The 20,347-nt window shown below is 36.7% G+C and carries 15 protein-coding genes and 1 pseudogene; 3 read left to right on the top strand and 13 right to left on the bottom strand.

The genetic code is table 11. The features are described from left to right. A pseudogene (locus tag KTI79_RS12145) lies at positions 1-117 on the top strand (type II toxin-antitoxin system Phd/YefM family antitoxin); the annotation flags it as partial. A 270-nt stretch (positions 118-387) separates the two neighbouring features. Here KTI79_RS12145 and KTI79_RS12140 read toward each other — a convergent pair. The 8 genes from KTI79_RS12140 to KTI79_RS12105 form a co-directional block, all read right to left on the bottom strand. Beyond that, a complete protein-coding gene (locus KTI79_RS12140; RefSeq protein ID WP_086376052.1) occupies positions 388-2,343 on the bottom strand; it encodes an AAA family ATPase in 1,956 nt (651 codons plus the stop codon). A gap of 329 nt (positions 2,344-2,672) precedes the next feature. Continuing rightward, positions 2,673-3,092, bottom strand: coding sequence for a hypothetical protein (locus KTI79_RS12135; RefSeq protein ID WP_086376051.1), 420 nt, complete (start codon positions 3,090-3,092; stop codon positions 2,673-2,675). 1 nt (position 3,093) lies between these two features. After that, on the bottom strand, positions 3,094-5,217 hold the full coding sequence (locus tag KTI79_RS12130; RefSeq protein ID WP_086376050.1) for an integrase: 2,124 nt from the start codon (positions 5,215-5,217) through the stop codon (positions 3,094-3,096). After that, complete coding sequence (locus KTI79_RS12125; protein WP_086376049.1) at positions 5,210-6,766, bottom strand: site-specific integrase; 1,557 nt, start codon at positions 6,764-6,766, stop codon at positions 5,210-5,212. Before KTI79_RS12125 ends, KTI79_RS12130 begins: the two co-directional genes overlap by 8 nt. Then, positions 6,759-7,985: a site-specific integrase gene (locus tag KTI79_RS12120; protein ID WP_086376048.1), complete on the bottom strand. Its 1,227-nt coding sequence runs from the start codon at positions 7,983-7,985 to the stop codon at positions 6,759-6,761. The genes KTI79_RS12125 and KTI79_RS12120 overlap by 8 nt, the downstream gene beginning before the upstream one ends. 155 nt (positions 7,986-8,140) lie before the next feature. After that, positions 8,141-8,728, bottom strand: a complete 588-nt coding sequence (gene ssb / locus KTI79_RS12115; RefSeq protein ID WP_005066890.1) for a single-stranded DNA-binding protein — start codon at positions 8,726-8,728, stop codon at positions 8,141-8,143. Between the two features lie 51 nt (positions 8,729-8,779). Beyond that, positions 8,780-10,144, bottom strand: a complete 1,365-nt coding sequence (locus KTI79_RS12110) for an MFS transporter (RefSeq protein WP_005078603.1) — start codon at positions 10,142-10,144, stop codon at positions 8,780-8,782. A 146-nt stretch (positions 10,145-10,290) separates the two neighbouring features. Continuing rightward, positions 10,291-11,373: a DUF475 domain-containing protein gene (locus KTI79_RS12105; RefSeq protein WP_017399821.1), complete on the bottom strand. Its 1,083-nt coding sequence runs from the start codon at positions 11,371-11,373 to the stop codon at positions 10,291-10,293. 262 nt (positions 11,374-11,635) lie between these two features. Between KTI79_RS12105 and tenA the strand changes: the two genes are divergently transcribed. After that, the gene (gene tenA, locus KTI79_RS12100) at positions 11,636-12,310 is read left to right on the top strand and encodes a thiaminase II (RefSeq protein WP_005066884.1); all 675 of its coding nucleotides are present in this window, start codon (positions 11,636-11,638) and stop codon (positions 12,308-12,310) included. A gap of 50 nt (positions 12,311-12,360) precedes the next feature. On the opposite strand, the gene KTI79_RS12095 is transcribed toward tenA, so the two are convergent. From KTI79_RS12095 to KTI79_RS12080, 4 genes are all read right to left on the bottom strand, one after another. Next, entirely contained in the window at positions 12,361-12,702 is a 342-nt protein-coding gene (locus KTI79_RS12095) for a GlpM family protein (protein ID WP_005804458.1), read from the bottom strand. 51 nt (positions 12,703-12,753) lie between these two features. Beyond that, complete coding sequence (locus KTI79_RS12090) at positions 12,754-13,107, bottom strand: DUF1304 domain-containing protein (protein WP_086264742.1); 354 nt, start codon at positions 13,105-13,107, stop codon at positions 12,754-12,756. A gap of 64 nt (positions 13,108-13,171) precedes the next feature. Next, complete coding sequence (locus KTI79_RS12085; RefSeq protein WP_086264741.1) at positions 13,172-14,149, bottom strand: zinc-binding dehydrogenase; 978 nt, start codon at positions 14,147-14,149, stop codon at positions 13,172-13,174. Between the two features lie 3 nt (positions 14,150-14,152). Then, a complete protein-coding gene (locus KTI79_RS12080; protein ID WP_017387551.1) occupies positions 14,153-14,755 on the bottom strand; it encodes a TetR/AcrR family transcriptional regulator in 603 nt (200 codons plus the stop codon). 296 nt (positions 14,756-15,051) lie between these two features. Between KTI79_RS12080 and uvrA the strand changes: the two genes are divergently transcribed. Beyond that, a complete protein-coding gene (gene uvrA, locus KTI79_RS12075) occupies positions 15,052-17,883 on the top strand; it encodes an excinuclease ABC subunit UvrA (protein WP_086264740.1) in 2,832 nt (943 codons plus the stop codon). Between the two features lie 35 nt (positions 17,884-17,918). On the opposite strand, the gene KTI79_RS12070 is transcribed toward uvrA, so the two are convergent. Further along, on the bottom strand, positions 17,919-19,628 hold the full coding sequence (locus KTI79_RS12070) for a GGDEF domain-containing protein (protein WP_086264739.1): 1,710 nt from the start codon (positions 19,626-19,628) through the stop codon (positions 17,919-17,921). Between the last annotated feature and the right edge of the window lie 719 nt (positions 19,629-20,347).

Raw genomic sequence — 20,347 nt, 5'->3', positions numbered from 1 at the left:
GGACAACAAATGGTTTATGATCTTTTGGATATTAATCAGCTCACTGGTCAACCGATCAAACACATGCTTTTGAACCCAAAAGGTGTATTTGAAGAAGTAAATGGACAAGAAAAATAGCTTTTTGAGGATATTAACGGATTCGAGATTAGAGACAAGCTGATTTAAAAGTCATCTTATATTTATATTCGTTGAACAATGAGCTTTTATTTTCGTAAAATACTAAGAAGTGGAAAACATATTCGTAAGTTAAGTAGCACTGACATCATAGAGTTGACTAATTTTATTGAAAATTAAAAAGAACACTTGGATGTCTATAAAATTATATTAAATAACGTACTGGGTAAAGTAATAGACTCACCCTAATAGGCAAGTCTATTAAACCAAAAACTATTTAAGGTTCTTATTGACCTCTTTAAAGATAGTTTCAAATCTTGATAAAGTAGCTTCTGAAAGGCTATTAACAAAATCCTTATTACTAGCAAATTCTTTTGCAGGTAAATAATGATTAAATCTATTCTTTTTAATAACTTTATTAATTTTTGATAATATATCTTCAATTTCAGTACTTAATTCTTCCACCTTAATTTCAGCATGGGTAGATGAGAGAGAAATATTAAAAAGTTGCAGATATTCATCAATAGTAAATATATCTTCAATATCAGCTTTTTTTCTATTATCCAAAAAATCATGGAAAAATTTTATATTTTTATCAGATATAATTTTTTGAATAGTTAGACTATCAAATCTTGCCTGAGACTTTTGGTCAGTAAACGAATCTAATAGGCAGAAAATTGATAGTTTTGAACCTCGAAGTAATGAAATAAAACTAGCAACTTTATCTAAACCGCCTGTAGGCACAATTGTAATATCTTCATTTAAGCCAGTTCGTTTATTCGCATTCAAATATTCTGAAATTGTGGTCAAGTATAGTAAGTCTGAGACACCTTCTACCAATAGATTTTTTTTAGAAATAAATAAATTCTGTGCAACATCATACCCTAAAGCAGCTTGTAAAGGGAAAAGTGTATTAGGGTCTTTTTGTTGAATACTATCACTAACGATAGAGCTATCGGAGTCACTAAATACCGTTCTGACCCGATTTAATTTCGTTGTTTCTACCATGAAAGGTGAGTGAGTTGTATAAATAACTTGATACTTATCAACCAAACTTTCTAAAAAACGTAGTAAATCTGCTTGAGCAGTTGCATGCAAGTTAAGGCCTGGCTCATCTAAAAGTAGAATATATTTTGAATTTGAATCAGCCTGAATTTTGTTAAACCAAACTAAGAATGAAAAAAACCAATTAAATCCTTTACTTCTATTCTGGAGAGGTAAAGAAACTCTCGTTTTCGAGTTTTTTACACGGATATCTAAGACATGTTCAACAATATTTGTATCGACCGTTGTAGCACTGCCATAACTTGTATTTACTTGCCTTTTAGCAGTAGCTGTTTTTTTATCAATTTTAAATTCAATATTTAAGTTCTGATTTGCAGACCAATATTGAAATAATGTGTCAGAAATCAAAGCCTCAGTTGCTTCTAATTCAGCAATAAAGTCTTCGAAATCGTCAGCATTAATAAGTTCATTCACATTAATTTCGGATAAATCTAACAGTGCCTTTGCTGTTTTTAGATCGTCCGATAGATCAACATCATCATCTAAAAAACTTTCTAGAATAATTCTTGATGGGAGCTGATAATATTCATCATAGTAAATAAATTTTGGTAAATGTCTTTTTATTAAAACACTATATGTATATCTTTCAATAAAAGACATCCATGTAGAACTTTTGAAGAAATATTTCCTTAAAGGCTCTAACCTTTCGGTTTCATCTGGGAACTTCTTTAATATTTGATCAAATTGCTCTTCCGTTGGAGCCAACTTCAACTCAACTTTTATATCATCACCAATATCAGATAAATTTAAGTGTTTTAAAAATAATTCAAAATTTATCGATACACCACTTATTAAGGTAGATGAGTCGCCATAAGAACTTGTTAGGGTGATTTCATTACTTCCTTGCCAAGTTCCTTTACCTAACCTATTTTCGATTAAGCCAATTAATTCATCTGAAATATGATAAGTGCAAATAATTGCTTTAGGTTTGCTATCCGACCTACTGATACTCTTTAGTTCTTTTCGTGGATAGTCTAAGGTTTCGTTAAATTTAAACTTTTCATCATCTTCAAAATAATTAGTTTTAGCTAAACATTCTAAAACAGAAGTTTTTCCCGATTCATTCATTCCTACTAAAACAGTTATATCTTCCTCAATGTTTATTGATTGAGGAGTTGTAAATGACTTATATTTTAATATCTCAATATTTTTAAGTTTAATCATTAATATGTCTCCCTAAAATTAAATATATAATACTGATAAAGATTAACAATTTCATTGTTTCTAAGCTTACTATGATAACTCGCAAGAAACAGTTTTAATGGATATTGGGCATCACCCACTGTTTCATTGATTGAAGTAAATTTATTAAAGCCGCCATCAAACCAAGCTCCAACTTATAAAGTATTTTTATCACTTAAATTTACAAAATCTTTAGAAGTCTTTCACTAAAAACCTTATTCCGCTTTTTAGTTTTACATGACTTTAATAAAAAAAGACTACCTTATGGTAAAAATAAAAAGTTAAACCACCTAATAATTTACTTTTCAAAATCAATCCGAACTTTTTTTGTTCATTGGCTCATTCAAGTTAGCAATACTTAGTCCATACTTATAAGCATTGTATTGCCACACTACAAACTGTTCTAACAACATAGCGTTTTCTTTTTCCAATCTGGCATTCTTAGCTTCCAAACTCTCAATTCTAGCTTGAGCAATTTTCAAGCTTGCAGGAAGCTTTTGCTGTTTTGATTTCAATATTTTTAAAGCTGTTGGAGATTTTTTTCCTAGATCATAAGCGTTCTTAATTCTTGCAAATTTCTGTAGTGTTTGACGAGTTGGTGCAGGTATAAGTTCTAGTTGCACTTCAATCGCTTTGCATAATCGTTCCCACGTTAACTTTTCATTTGGTGACCAATAATCCAGAATTTCAACAATATCTTGTACATTCTGGTCTGTTAGATGCTGTGCCATTTTAACTCCATAAATCCAACGATAAAGAGTCATGCAAAACTTGCTGTTCTTTATGCTTTTTACGTTGGGTATTCACAATAGTAGGAAGACGCTTATGACCTGCTCTTTGATATGCCAAATCAAGATGTGTCACATCTTCAAAAGGAGGGAGGCTCAAAGGTGTACCATAAGGAATGCTTGGATCATCCAATAGTGCAATCATCTTTTCACAACGTTTAATCGTTAGTTCTCTCATCTCCAACCAGACTTTTGCACCAGTAACATTCTTACTAACTGCCTCCTTATCCTTTACCCATAGGATTTTTTCTTTTTTTAGTCGATCTTGAAGCCGCTTTTTCTTTTCTGCATCACCTTTGATACACACATGTTCGGTACAGTTGAGACAGTTTCTATATTTTAGACAGGGTTCATCAATATATGAATGTGTACAAAGTCCAAACTCAGTAGTGTGCATGGACAATGTTGTTTTGGTATTTAGCTCCTGTAGAGTGCGAGGTGTAGAAATCTGAAATGTAAATGTACTATCGGTCTTTACTGTACCGACCTCATTTTTCTGCATTTGGATTAAGCCATAATTACGATTTTCAACCGTGGTATGGTCATATACTCGATTTTGCTTCATATCAGCTCGTCCTGACCATTTAGCGAGTAATAAGTTATCCATTCCATTCGTATTTGCTATGGTATTCAATAAATGCCGAAATTGATGAGTTGTCATACTGTAATTGCCATGTCCCCACCGCTGAAAAATAGATTGCACATTTGATAACTTATCTTTTCCACGTAGCTTTTTTTTGGTTGGAGATAAATCTTCACTTAAAGTACCAATCTTCGGCATCCATAACTCTGACAATATAGTTATTCTATTAGAATGAAATTGGTTTAAAAAACCACAAAATAAAGCTTCTGACCATTTAACCTGAACCCCATTACCAGTCTTAAAAGGAACATAAGGAAAACCCTTCGGTAATCTATTACGCAAAATTATATTCAAGTCCTCTAAACTAACTACATAATCCTCACTTGGTATTTTCCTAGTGCATAAAAAATGCAAAGCTGAATCCCGTGCTTGTACAGTAGATGAATATAAGGATTCATCAAATCCCATCGCTCTTAAAACCTCTGCACGACTAAGTAACTTATCATCAGCAATATCAGGGCAAAGTTCATGTCTAGGAAATTTATCACTTGTCTCAATTAAATATGCTAAACGTCTTGGCTTTTCTGACATCTTAATCAAACGCTGAATGGCTCGTTTGACTGTTGGAATCATGACACTTGGGATATATTTAATATCATATCCATAATTTTTTTGTGCATACCATCTGATACCTAATACTTTCTCAATATTAGAGCTATCTGTTAGAAGACCTAAATTGCTCTTAGAAAACGTTTGAACTTCTTCCTCATGGATACAATTATATTTTAGAAAAAACAGCTCTGATGCACGTTCAGGCGCAGCTAGAAGCAGACTTACAGCACTGGTGACAAAAATATCTCTATTTGACAACTCTGAATCTTTTCGTGAGAAAATATCAGCTAATGCAAAAATCGCATCCTCATTAGGAAGTTTAGATTCCCTATGTTGCTCTGACTCCTCATCTAGCACAATTGACTTATCAGCTGGTTTTTTAATTGGATTTTTCCATTCTGGTAAAGCAACTATTTTTAATTTCCGAATGAAATCCAATAGAATTTTTAATTGTCTGCCTACATGATAAGCAGAACTCGCTTTATAGTTTACCTTTGCATTTTCAGCAGCCAAGTCAAAATCAGCAATAACCAATTTAGTTAAATCAACTTCACCATATCGGTCTAAGCATATTTGTTCTATTGCCCGAATTGAAAGAATTGTATCTTGGGTTTTTAACTTTTTATTAATTCTTTGATACTTAACATATGCCTTGGCAAATTCCAGAATTGAATGATGCAACAGATTTTCTGGTAATCTATCTTTGGATGAAATACCAGTTTTGATAAAGTTTACTTCGCCTTTCCAATAATTCTCATCAAATCTAATATCTTCATTTAATTCTGATAACTGTTTAACAAAATCAATAAACTGCTTTATTTCGGAGTAAGGAGATTGGATTTTGTCAGATGGAAAATATATTAAATTATCCATGATTGAACTCCTTACAAGCATCAATAACTTGCTGAACGGCAATAATTGTTCGGTCATTCACGGCAGCGACTTCAAGACTACAACCCATCGTAATTAGATCATCTCGTTCTTTAATTAATTGCTCTAGAACTAGATGATGAGGGGCATTTGCCCAAGGCATAAACTTGCTACACAGATAACATGCGATTGGTGCATAATCGTTACAGTATTGATGTGTACCACATGAGCCGACATCACAATTCTGTTCTACACAAGAAATTCGGTTAGCATCTTTAACTTGTATGTGAGCCTCAGCCTCATCCTTTACAACTCTTCCTTGAAAAGCATCTGCATATTTGCGTAAGTTCTCATCCATAATGGAAGAGATTTGTTGTGCAATTTCAGGAACACTTTGTACATAGCAGTGTGCATTCTGGGTATCATGATGATCTAACAGCTTTGCAATAACATTTACGCCTGCTTTCTGTCGAGCAGCATTTGTTCCAAGCGTGTAACGAAACCTATATGCATTAATGTATATTGGTTGACCAGTTTCCCTAGAGCGGATACCGAGCTTGCTTACCGCCTCTTTTAATAATTGGGTTAATTCATTGGTCGGCATATGAATGATTTCGTTTGTCAAAATTTCTGAAATTTCATTTTGATTTCCCCAATCCAAATTAACTAACTTCTCAAAATCATAGAATAGTGGTAGCTCTGCAAACTCTTGTTCTGATAGCTCTCGCTTTATTTGCTTAGTTAATTTTTGCTTTAGAATTTGAATATGCTCAAATAAAATTTTTGCAATGCTTTCTCGAATCCCTACTTCACTAAATGCAAATCGGAATCCACTAGCACCTCTAATTTTAGCTTTTGGGATATTAAGTATATGAACTTCTTTTTTATCACTAAAATTATACTTATCAGTCATGTATAGGTCTTTAACCTTTAATCCAGCAATTTGGATTGGTCGTCTACCAGTCGCACAGAAAATACGAATTAAAGCAGCCTCATAATAAGAAATCTTTTTTTCTGCTAAATATTCGTTGGTTCTAGTGATAATTGCTTGAAATTCAAATGGACTAAATGGGCCTTCATCTGGATCAAGGGAAAGAACTGCTGCTCCTTTTTCATTGCCACTTAATCTCCATGAATCCATTAAATCGTAAATTTCATCATCTACTGAGGAATAACCCAAATCATATAGTTTTTTCAAAAAAACTCGTAGCATTGCTACTTTGTATTCATCTTTTTTTGACGAATAAAAATTTTTATAATTTAAAAGGCCTTCAACTGAGAAATGATCTTGCTGTGTAATCTCAACATACTTTGCAATATATTTATTCATATTAGCAGTATGAAAACTTGAGGAATACTGAGCAAAATTACTTAGAGTTAATAGAACATCGTATTTCACATCTTCTTTCAAGAAGTTTACATAATTTAAGTTTAAAGTTGCATTAATATCTAAAAACCATTTGTTATCAAAAATATGGAATTCATATCCTTTGAATGAGATAAAGGTATTTTTTGATTTATCAAAACTATCGACTAGAAGTGATTTATTCATTTCCATCCTCAAATTTTTCTTGGATAATTAAACCAACTTCTATAGCTCTTTTATTTTCTGCACGTCTAGAATATCTTCTCGCACTTTGAGAATTTGGTATCCAACCCATCAGATAAGCACGATCATTTTCAACTTGAGATTCAGTAGTTCTACCTGATGACACTAGATTTTGCGATTTCTCAGAAAATTTATCATTCCAAGTATGTCTAAATGCATGTGCATGTACATTAAATAAAACGGTTCTCGAAATTTGAGAGAAAATTTTATCTAGAGCAGTGATCGAGAGTGGCTGTCCTTTGTGTGATAAGATCAAATAGTCCGTAAGTTCTGCATTCGACACGGTTGATCTATAACTTAAAATATAAGTTTCTAATTTCTTCTTTAGGTTTTGATTAACTGCAATTGATCTACTTCTAGTTTTAACCAATGGTTGATACAATCTAGAATCACTCCCATCGTGAGCATTACGTCTTATAGTAAGATATACAGTGCCATCTTGATGAGATGTTATATCTGTAATTTTTAAATTCAATAATTCACCTTTACGGCATCCAAGATATAAAAATAAATAGATAATCAGCTCATTTCTATAAGTAATGTAATCTGAAACCCAAATGCGATTCTGAGTATCAGGATCAACTGCCTTTAAAATTTTATGTAATTGCTCACTATCAAAGGACTTATATTCAGACTGAGTATCCATGGACTTTTGAGGTCTACGAGATGTTAAGAAACGTTTTGTACTTGTTATTGCTGATGAATGAAAATACGTCTCTAACCATCCAATATATTCAGCAAAATTAGTTAAACGCCTATATATTAATTGTTTGGACACATAATCCTGAGTAACAACCAGTTTTGCTCTAGATCGCTCTCTGTTATTACTTTTGGGAAAATTTATAATTTTTTTATTTGAAGCCATTCCATCTAATCGACTACGACTGAAACTAGCTAAATTTGCTATAGCTTCGATTTCATTTAATTTCAAAAAATCTTTACTTTTTACCCTTTGTTCCAAGTCAATTCCTAAATTATCTAACAACTGGAAAAGCAACTTAATATCTTCTAAAAGAGCTGAAATTGTATTGATTGATTGACCACGATTTCTTAAATGAATGATCGTATATAAATTTGGGTAAGTCATAGGAACACCATTACTATCCAAAAGAACAGCAAATCGCTCACCACTACTCATTACAAATCTTTTAACAGACATCATGGTTAAATTTAACAAAAAGTCTAAGTATCAAATATAATAAATTAGAAGTAAAAAAATTTACAGAACCATTTCTAGTGTCTGTAAATCTTTAATTTAATTTATTGTTAAATAATAAAAAATATTAAAATTTAACAAAAACCACCCTCAGGTGTGTCTCAGAACGGTAAATCGTCGTCTAAATCAGCTGGTGCAGAAGCCGGTTGTTGCGGAGCTTTAGGCGCGAAACCACCCGCTTGAGGGTTGCTTCCACCATTACCGAAACCACCTTGGTTACCATAACCACCGCTGTTTTGGCCATAGCCGCCACCTTGGTTGTTATTATTTTGATAACCATTACCACCTTGTTGAGGTGCGTTAAAACGTGGTTGATTAAAATCATTACCGCCAGCGAAACCTTGTTCACCTTGTTGACGAGCATCTAACATTTGCATCTGGTCGCCACGAATTTCTGTCGTGTAACGCTCTTGGCCATTTTGGTCTGTCCACTGACGCGTACGTAGTGAACCTTCAATATAAACCTTAGAACCTTTACGCAAGAACTGCTGAGCAATTTCCCCTAAACGGTTATGCAAAACAATACGGTGCCATTCTGTTTGTTCTTTACGTTCACCGGTATTTTTATCAGTCCAAGCTTCACTTGTCGCGATTGAAAATTGGGTCAACGAGCCCCCATTTGGAAAAGTTTTTGTTTCAGGATCACGACCCAAAGTACCAACCAAAATAACCTTATTTACACCACGCATTAGCTGTCTTCATCCTATACATTTCTATGTTTTACTTTATAAGAGTTATGCTTAAATGGCTACCTCTTTACCGAACAACTGCGTTAAATCACGTCGCGCAGCATCATCTAGAGACTGTTTATCGACTTTAATATAAGCAACTTGCTGGTCAGGCATCACCACAACTTCTTCGATACCACGAATTGCTAATAGCTGTGTGGTCCACTCATTCACCTGTTGCACTTGCGGCAATGGCAACACAATTGATGACAAATACCGCGGCTGAGCTAAACCAAAACTAATTAGCAACCATATTATAGCAATCCCTGCTAAGACACTCCATCCAATCGCAGTATTATGTAACATCAATAATTGACCACCTAGTGTGCCACCAAAAAAAGCACCTAAAAACTGACTACTGGCATTTACACCCATAGCCGTCGCTTTTGACTGAATTGGAGCAGACTTCGACAGCCAAGAAGGCAATAAAGCCTCCATCACATTAAATGCAATAAAGAAAATACCTAGACCTGCAAGTAATACATATTTGGATTGATAACCAAATATGAGCAGCAGCAAACCTGCAATAATGCCTGTAATTGCTGTTAAGAAAATCCCGCGCATTTTGCGATATTTTTCAGCAATGATGATGCTTGGAAATGCAAAGAACAGGCTAATGACTAACAGCGGTAAATACACCAAACCATGGCTCGCCAAAGGAATATGCGCAAACTCGATGAGTTGTGAAGGCACATAAATAAACATGGCTGTCAGCAATAAATGCAATGCAAAAACCGAAACATGCAAACGGTTTAAATCACCCATTTGAATGACTTGCTTAAGCTGCGCCATATAGCCTTGCTGATAATTACGATGGTGGCGAGTCACTTTAGGTACAAGCAATAACATCGCAATCGCAATCAAGCCCATAATGGTTGTCACAAAGAACAAACCAGAAATACCGACAAGGCTTGTGAGCCAAGGCCCAAGGCTAAAAGCCACCACAAAAGACAGACCAATACTCATGCCCATTGCAGCCATGGCTTTAGTACGCTGTTCTTCACGCGTCACATCAGCTAAAAGCGCCATGACTACTGCTGAAACTGCACCAGCACCAGCGATAGCACGGCCAATAATTACGCCATAAATCGTGTCAGATAAACCCGCAATTGCACCACCAATCGCAAACAGTAATAGACCAAATACCACAAGCGGTTTACGGCTAAAACGGTCTGCCAATAAGCTAAATGGAATTTGCAAAATCGCCTGGCTTAAGCCGTAGACACCTACAGCCAAACCAATGAGTGCTGGAGTCGCATATTGATATGACTGTCCAACTACAGAAAAGACAGGAATAATCATGAACAAGCCCAACATGCGTAGTGCGAAAATACTACTTAAGGCAAAAGTTGAGCGACGTTCCAAAGCATTCATCATATCAATACACGTTATCAAACTAGGTAAATTATAAGCCGATTCGTTTCTAAAAATACGGAACACCTTATTTAAAATAACGATTTGGGCTTAAAAAAATAAAGAGGCATTTAGCCTCTTCATTCTATCGAACTTTACTGAAAATTAGCTTAAGGCGACTGATGCTCGCGCTTCGAATATTGAATTGAAGCAATGACAGCCCAAACAATAAACGCTACACCAATTAAACCTGTTACCACTTCAGGCACATGTACGCCTGTACCACTTGCAATCATAATGAATGCTAAAGCACCAATTGCATAATGTGCGCCATGTTCTAAGAACACATAAGCATCTAGCGTGCCTTTTTCTACAAGATAAACTGTCATTGAACGGACAAAAATAGCACCGATTGCAAGACCCAGCATAATCACGACAACATCGCTAGTGATTGCAAAAGCACCAATCACACCGTCAAAACTGAATGATGCATCTAATACTTCAAGATACAAGAAACCACCTATACCAGCTTTAACTACACCAGAAGCAGCACCTGATCCATCTTTCATAATGGCATTACCATCTTCATCAATTTCAGGTTCGCCACCTAACATATGACTTAAAACTTCAACGCCAATATAAACTACAATGCCCCAAATACCGGCCATAGTCACAGCAAGGCGCTGCGATTCATCAACATTTGCTGCCATAATTAACATCGCAATTAAAGCAATAAAAACAGACATTGCCGGTACGCTGGCCAAGCTAGAAAGTTTAGCTTCAAGCCATCTAAACCAATGGGTTTCTTTCTCTTCGTCAAAGAAGAAGTTTAAGAATACCAATAATAAGAATGTTCCACCAAATGCTGAAATTTCTGCGTGGTGTGCCATTAAACGTTCAGAGTAAGTTTTCGGATCATTGAGTGCCAATTTAGCCACTTCAATCATTCCCATATCCGCAGTCACGGCAACAATCGCTACTGGGAAAATTAAACGCATACCAAAAACGGCGATTAAAATACCAACCGTTAAAAAGAGCATTTTCCAGAACGGATCCCAGTTACGTAGAACCGATGCATTTACGACAGCATTGTCAAAAGATAAAGAGACCTCCATTACAGCTAAAATGGCTGTAATTGTTAAAGCTTTAAGCATGGTAGACACGCCCGCTTCAGGTCCGTGGGTAAAACCCCAATACGCGGACAGTGCTAAACACACCACCGTAAAAAATATCGAAAATCGGAAATGCTTCATGGATCAGACCTATACCAAGAACTAAATTTAATCTTTCTTAAAACCGCCGCTATTATATCGATAATTAACCACAAAACGATGTTGTTTTGTGCCGTTATTCCCTTTACTTTATCTCTCTGTTTAATAAAGAAATTTGTAATATTCAATTAACTTATTAATCGGATTAAATATTTTCTTTCGATATATCTATCATTCTTATTTTTGTATTTTAAAATTGATTTAAAATCCAGTTTAGCTGTCTAATTTTAAATGGAATGATTTTATGCTTTTTTCTCAAGAACTCTGGCAACGTAATTTAAATTTATATCAAAAAATTCTCGACCTGCCTTTTAATCAGGAACTTGCTAACGGTACTTTAGATAAAGAAGCATTTTGTCATTATGTTATTCAAGATGCTCAATATTTAGTGGCCTATGGCCGTGTGCTTGCCGTTGCAGCTGCAAAAGCTTTCGAGGCCGACGATATTATGCAATTTTCAGATGCAGCTAAAATTGCAATTGTCGTGGAGCGTAGTTTGCATGATGACTTCATGAAAAATTTTGGTGTAACTAAAGAAGAATTTAAAAATACCCCATTAACATTAGCAGGCCACCATTACACTTCATTTTTGACAGCCACTGCTTGGTCTGAAAGCTACCCTGTTGTACTCGCTGCGCTTTTACCTTGCTTCTGGATTTACGCCGAAGTCGGTAAAGATATTGTGAACAAATCAATTCCTAATAACCCTTACCAAGCATGGATTGATACTTACGCAGGTGAAGAGTTCCATACCGCCGTTCGTAATGTGATTGCGACAGTAGATAAAGTTGCTGCACGTTGTGATGCAGACACTTTAGAAAAAATGCATGCTGCTTACACCATGGGTGCAAAACTTGAATGGTTGTTTTGGGATAGCGCCTACCATCAAAGACAATGGTTAGGTTTAGATCATATCTAAATCAAGATGAGGCTTTGACCATTTAATTATTTAAATGGTCAGCCTTAAATTTAACTTTGAAACAACTGCCAACCGTAAATCAAACCTGCCGCGGCCACAACCCAACATAAAGTTGCCAGTCCTAGACAAGACCACATCGACATACGCGTTGCCAGCACATAAACAGCAATTAAATAAATGGCATAGGGAATAAGTGACCATAGACCAAACAGAGCTGTTTTTTGTAACGCCTCCGCCCCTTTTTGCTGAAAAACAATCACGTGAGCAATCAAAGCAAATGTAGGAAAAAGCGGGACTAAGCCTGCAATATAAAATGCCTTACTTTTCGATAAAATCGAAATAATGAGGACAACCCCAGCCCCCAACATACATTTTAAAAATAACGCCCACATGCGCTGATCCTATCTGGTCATTCCAGCCCAAAACGCTGTATTTTGCGCTTTTTAAAGAAAATTAACAGCAACCAATGCAATCAAAGCTGGAACTGCCTGAATATAAATAATCTTTTTGCTGGCAGTTAGACCACCATAAATACCTGCAATGAATACACAGCCTAAAAAGAAATTGGCAAGTGATGTGGCAAATGGTGCATCTACCAATAAAGACCAAAATAAACCCGCCGCTAAAAAGCCATTATAAAGACCTTGGTTCTGTGCCATGACTTTGGTGAGTTTTGCTTTTTCTGCATTATTTCCAAAGGCTTTCATGCCATAAGGCTTGTCCCACAAAAACATCTCTAGTACTAAAATATAGACATGTAATATTGCGATAAGCGCAATTAAAATTTGTCCGATCATACAATTTTCCTTTTTATTTTAAAGATATGAAAAAAGATCAGTCTCTCGACTGATCTTTTATGTGTTAGGGCTTTAACAACACTTTGCCTTGACGAGCACCTTGCGTTGCTCTTTGAGCAGCTGTTTTAATCTCATCAAAACTAAACACCCCTTCTACAGGTAGGATTAATTTTTTCTGAGTCGCTAGCGTTAATAGTTCAACAATCAGTTCCTTTTTACGCGCTGCTGGCATTTCTTTGTTGACCACACTCGCCCAGAAACCTTTTACTGTCGCTTGTTTAAAAATCAAATCACCCGATGAAATCTGCATAGTTTCACCAGTCATACTGCCAAACGAAACAAGCAAGCTATTTTCACTGAGCAGATTAAGCATTTCACCACTTGCGCTGCCACCAATCGAGTCCACACCAGCAATCAGAGGTTGGTCGCCGTGAATTTGTTTAACTTGCTCTTTCCAGTTAGGTTGATCAGTTGCAACAATATGCTGAATACCTAATGCTTGCATCTCTGCAATTGCGTCAGTACGACGAACTAAATTAATGACAGGTAAACCACGTGCCTGCGCAATCATGGCAACCGTTTTACCTACTGCGCCATTCGCCGTGTTTTGAATGAGCCATTGACCCGGTTGAACATTTACAAAGTCCAATAGCATGAGAGCACTAATTGGCATACCAATCAGCTGCGCTGCTGTCTCATCATCAATTTCATCATTGAGCGGAATAAGCCCTTGTGCTGGTGCAGTAAAGTATTCAGCCCAACTGCCATGCACAGCTGCAACTGCAATACGTTGCCCGACTTGTACATGAGTAACGCCTTCGCCCAACGCATCAACAATACCAACTGCTTCACTACCACCAATCGCAGGTAAAGTCGGCTTATAGCCATAGCTTCCGCGTACTGTCCATACATCATGGTTATGGATCGGAGACATGATGGTTTTAATACGTACTTCGCCTGCTTTCGGTTCCGGCTTTGGCATATCCGCCTGCTCTAAAACGTCTACAGGTTCGCCAAAATTACGATGGATAATACTTCGCATGCTTTATTCCTCTATCGGTTTTAAGAGTTGTTGGGTGGTTTCTAAAGCTAGATGTAGATGTGCTTTGTCTTGCGACAATTTTGTGAGTAAAGCAGCACCTAACCATAACTGATACATGACTTGCGCAGTTTTTAAAGGCTCAACGTGTTTTGGAATTGATCCTTCTTGTTGCCCTTCTTTGAGTAGTAGAGCCAAACGCTGCGTTAGTTTGTGCACACCGTCATTGAGAATTTGACGCATATCTTCCGACAAGTCAGAAACCTCGGCTGCCAGTTTCACAATCAGGCAGTTCTCAGCCCAGCTACCGTTTACCGGATCATCAATCCATGCCTGCCATAGAGCCATTAAACGGGCATGAGCACTTTGCTCGCTATGTTGCCAAAGTTGTTCCATACGCACTTTATAGTCAGCCATATATTGCTCTAGCAATGCACAGCCAAATGCCTCTTTCGAAGCAAAGTAGTGATAGAACGAACCTTTAGGTACGTCACAAGCCTTTAAAATTTCTTGCAAACCAACACCGACAAACCCTTTTCGTAGCACCAACTCAAAGCTGGTATCTAAAATGTGCTGTCGTGTGGTTTCACTTTTATTTAATCGTTTCATGCATACATCATAAACAACTATTAGACCAGTCGTCTAGTAAAGTTATGTTGCTGGTTAAAATTTGCTTAGAGTAGAAATCTGAAGTGAGGAATGTTAAAAATACAACCTGCTTAATTAAACAAATTTTGTCGATTGTCGTTTAACCGTCACAATTTGTCGCTTTAAATCATTTTGTACCACTTGAACAATTTTAAATCGTTATCATATATAGGGTCTGTTGTTTATAACCAGTCACACCTCTCTGCGACTGAGCAATCAACACCTAAATTTTCATCAATACATAATTGAGATGTTTTATGAGCCAAAGTCATATCCGTATTCGAGGCGCACGCACCCATAATTTAAAAAATGTGTCCCTCGATATTCCACGCGACAAATTTGTGGTAATTACGGGGTTATCAGGTTCAGGAAAATCTTCTCTTGCCTTCGATACCCTATACGCCGAAGGACAACGCCGTTACGTCGAATCACTTTCGGCCTATGCCCGCCAGTTTTTATCGCAAATGGAAAAGCCTGAAGTCGACTCGATTGAGGGTTTATCACCAGCGATTGCCATTGAGCAAAAATCTACCAGCCATAACCCACGTTCAACCGTCGGTACGATTACCGAAATTTATGACTATTTGCGTTTGCTTTATGCACGTGTCGGCACGCCCTACTGCCCTGAACATGATTTGCCGATGGTCGCGCAAACTGTTTCTGAAATGGTCGATGCGGTAAAAAACCTTGAGGAAGGTACAGCACTTATGTTGCTTGCCCCAGTGGTTCGTGAACGTAAAGGTGAATACAGTAACTTGTTCGAGCAGCTACAAGGTCAAGGTTTTGTTCGTGCCCGTGTGGATGGTGAAATCATTGATATTGATACACCACCAGAACTCGACAAAAAGAAAAAACATACCATCGAAGTTGTAGTCGACCGTTTCAAAGTGCGTGAAGATTTAGGTAACCGTATTGCCGAATCATTTGAAACTGCACTGCGTTTAGGTGGTGATATTGCTGTTTTATCATGGATGAATGGTGAACATCCTGATCGCGTTTTTTCTGCAAAGCACTCATGTCCTGAATGTGATCGCGCTGTTGCAGAGCTTGAGCCACGTTTGTTTTCATTTAACAACCCGTTCGGTGCCTGCCCTGTTTGTGATGGTTTAGGTACACGCAGTCATTTTAGCTCTGAAAAACTGATTCCAAATCCTGATCTTGCAATTAGTGAGGGTGCTATTCGTGGATGGGATCGTCAGCGTCCTTATTATTATTCGATGCTGCAAAAAGTTGCCGATCATTTTGGTTTTCAACTTGATACGCCTTGGAACCAGCTTGATAAAGATACTCAGAAGAAATTCTTACAAGGTACGGGCAAAGAAAAAGTCGATTTAAGCTATATCGACGAACGTGGACGTAAACACACTCGCGTACAACCGTTTGAAGGAATTTTACCGCACCTTGAACGTCGTTACCGTGAAACTGAAAGTAACTATGTACGAGATGATTTAGCTCAATATCTTTCCAATGCAGCGTGTGATGCATGTGATGGTTCACGTCTCAATGAAATTTCACGTCATGTTCGTGTGAAAGACAAGACCATTGCTGACATTACACGTATGTCGATTGGTGACGCTGAAAGCTATTATCAAGGATTAAACCTTGAAGGTGCTAAAGGTGAAATTGCAGATAAAATCTTTAAAGAGATTCGAGAGCGTTTACATTTCTTGGTGAGCGTGGGACTGAATTATTTAAGTCTAGCTCGCTCTGCCGAAACCCTATCTGGTGGTGAGGCACAGCGTATCCGTTTAGCTTCGCAAATTGGTGCAGGTTTAATGGGCGTCATGTATGTCCTTGATGAACCTTCAATTGGTCTACATCAACGTGATAACGATCGTTTATTACAGACCCTGATTCGCTTACGTGATTTAGGTAACACAGTATTAGTCGTTGAACACGATGAAGATGCAATCCGTGCTGCTGACCATATTATTGATATCGGTCCTGGTGCTGGTGTACACGGCGGTGTAATTATTGCTGAAGGTACGTATGATGAATTGGCTAAACATGCTGATTCCCTTACAGGACAGTATCTTTCTGGCAAACTCAAAATTGAAGTGCCAAAAAAACGTACTGAATCACCACGTCCAGATGAATTCATCAAGCTTTCAGGTGCAGCAGGTCATAACTTAAAAAATGTCGATTTAACTATTCCACTTGGTATTATGACCTGCGTCACTGGTGTTTCAGGTTCGGGTAAATCAACACTGATTAACCGTACTTTGCTTCCATTAGCAGCTACACAGCTCAATGGTGCAACAACGTTAACAGCTGAAAAGTTTGACTCGATTGATGGTCTACAACATCTGGATAAAGTTGTTGATATTGACCAAAGTCCGATTGGACGTACACCACGTTCTAACCCTGCAACGTACACAGGTCTATTTACACCAATCCGTGAGTTATTTGCACAAGCACCAGAGGCAAAAGCCCGCGGTTATAGCGCTGGCCGTTTCTCGTTTAACGTAAAAGGCGGACGCTGTGAAGCGTGTGAAGGCGATGGCATGATTAAAGTCGCAATGCACTTCTTACCTGATATGTATGTGCCTTGCGATGCGTGTCATGGCAAACGTTATAACCGTGAAACACTTGAAGTGGGCTATAAAGGCAAAAACATTTCTGATGTTTTAGAAATGACTGTTGAAGATGCTGCTGAGTTCTTTAGCGCAATTCCGGTCATCCACCGCCGTTTAGAAACCTTAACTCAAGTGGGCTTAGGCTATATTCGTTTAGGTCAGGCTGCGACTACACTCTCTGGTGGTGAAGCGCAACGTGTAAAACTTGCACGTGAGTTAGCAAAACGCGATACGGGTAAAACTTTATATATCTTGGATGAACCAACAACAGGTTTGCATTTCCACGATATTGCCAAGTTACTCGACATTTTGCATGAGCTACGCAACAAGGGTAATACCATTGTGGTGATTGAACATAACCTTGATGTGATTAAAACAGCAGACTGGGTTGTCGACTTAGGCCCTGAAGGTGGTTCAGGCGGTGGGATGATCATTGCTGAAGGCACACCTGAACAAGTGGCTGAGGTTGAAATTTCCCACACTGGACGCTTCTTAAAACCGATGTTGAAGTAATAAAATAAAAAGCCGGAAATCATTTCCGGCTTTTTTTATCCCTCAACTACATTCCGGCCTCGGGCTTTAGCCCTTAATAGCGAACGGTCCGCTTTCTCCAAGAGTTCGATCCAATTCGCCGCGCCTATGGCAAAACCAATACTGACAGACACATGCAATTTTTCATCTGAACCAGATAAACAAATTTCTTCTAAAGAAATCCCAATCCGAATTTTCTCTGCTAAAAGACGAGCATCTACAAATTGCACCTGTTCTAATAATATTAAAAACTCATCTCCCCCATAACGAACAATTAAATCAGAACTTCGGATATTTTGCTTTAATTGCTCAGCAATACTCACAATGACGTGATCACCCACAATATGGCCGTATTTATCATTCACCTGTTTAAAACGATCTATATCTATGATCATTAAACAAGTCTGCGTAAATTTTTGAGGGTAACTTTCAACAATTTTTAAATATTCAGATAAAGCTAAACGGTTAGACACACCAGTGAGCGGATCAGTATTGGCAATATTCTTTAATTGAAATTCAAAAGCATCTCGTTGTTGCAACATTCGTTGTAATCGATCAATCGCTTCAAACAAAGAAAAAAATTCCCCTTTTGTGGTGACATTCATCTCATCTGTACAATGATCAGAACTATGCGATAAATCTAAAATTAAAGTCCTTGCTTTAATTAAAGGAGAAAATACTCTTCTTTGAGCATATATCAAGGTAAGTAATGCAGTAGCTAATGAAATTAAAGAAATAAATAAAGTTAAAAAGAAACCATTTCGAGCAATCGCATTTTCTTGAGCGGCAATGACTACACTTTCATTAAGAATATAACTTTGCAAATCAACCACAGTAGTAAATTTATCAACGATTGCTTCCGTTAATTGGGTACCATTTAAATAATATGGCTCCCCCTTTTGGCTTTCTTCTAATAGCTTTTCTACAATCGGTATACCCTTGTCTATAAATTCCGATTTCACTCGGGAATATAACCGACGATATTCTGGAGTTTTTGCTTGTTCAGGCTGCAAGGTATCGACCAAAATCCACAAATATCTAGCTTGATGCTGAGTTTGTAGCGAACGAGCACGATTATTACTTGGAATTTCTTCATTAAAACTTAGAGGGGCAATAATATTAGATGCCATACGCCCAGCCTGATCGCGCATATCAGTCAGAACGATAATGAGTGTAAAGTAATTAGAAATACGGCTATCTTTACTTTTTAACTGCAACATCAGCTTTTGCAGTATTTCCCTACAGTTATCCCATACTCCAAACATCCCTAAAATGGCAGTATCCATTTGAATAGAAGTTCTGGCTCTATATGGGGTTTCACCATAATAATCAACTACATGTCGGGCTTGTCTAAGATTTTCTTTGAAGGTCGTTTGTAGTTCATTGGCTAATGAAACATAACCTGCTTGTTTTAAAATAAGTATGCTTGAATTAATTTGCTCATCGACAATTAAGCGAAATTTTTTTAATTCTTGTTGATTCTTTAATAAATCATCAGGACCACTCGACATCATTTTATTGGCAGGAGCACGTTCCTTAGAAACCTTATACGCAATATCCGCTACCGCTCTTAAACTTTTTATTTCGGTTAGGGCTTGTCTAGTTTTTATATAATCCTGATAGCTTCCCACAATAAGTGGTATCGCCATGAATAATAAGGACAAAATAATAACCAGCATAAAAAAGAACAGTCGATTACTAATATGTTCTGAACGTAATCCTGACATTTCTAGCTGGTACTCCGTAAATGCCCTGCCATTTTTACTACGATATAAATTAGGCTTAAATCCATCCTAGCATTTTAATAACAAGAATTTCATCATTAAACCTTTCTTTTCTCTTTTTAATAATTATACGGGTCCTACCCTTTGTAAGCTTAAATAATAAGTTTAATCGAAAAATTGAATAGTTTTTATAAAAAAACTCCATTTTACAGATTAAGCGTTTTTAGTGATGATAATAAAACATATTTACTTGTCCTCTTGGATGTTTTCTCCCAGCATCCATTGCCCAGCTTCTTTAAGCTGGGTTCTTTTTGATCAACTGTTTTTTAAATAAATTTCACGTAATTCTTATTGTAGTTTTTTAGATTTTCTTATAGATAAAAAAAAGCTCAACCTTGGGGAAAGCTGAGCTCGTAAAATCTGATGTGTCATACACATCGTATCTGGGAAAGCACTTTAAATCCTAAAAACGTTAGGTAGTGAACTTTGCAAATAAATTATGTGATTTATCTCTACTTTTGTAAAGTCGATTAAATTAATCAGGATTAAAACTTTAATCGATTTTTCAATTTAAAATAGAGATTTCTTTTATTTTATTCACTTATATAATAATTAAGAATAGTTAAATTTTTTAGTTAAACTAATTCAAATATTGTTAACTATTCCTCAAAATAAAACGAATTTGATAATAAAATGGCTATTTTTCACCCACATTGTAATCA

Source organism: Acinetobacter sp. WU_MDCI_Abxd143, from assembly GCF_025514195.1.
GTDB classification, from domain to species: domain Bacteria; phylum Pseudomonadota; class Gammaproteobacteria; order Pseudomonadales; family Moraxellaceae; genus Acinetobacter; species Acinetobacter pittii_H.
Note: the sequence above shows the minus strand (reverse complement) of the source record. Positions and strands in the feature narration are given on the sequence as shown.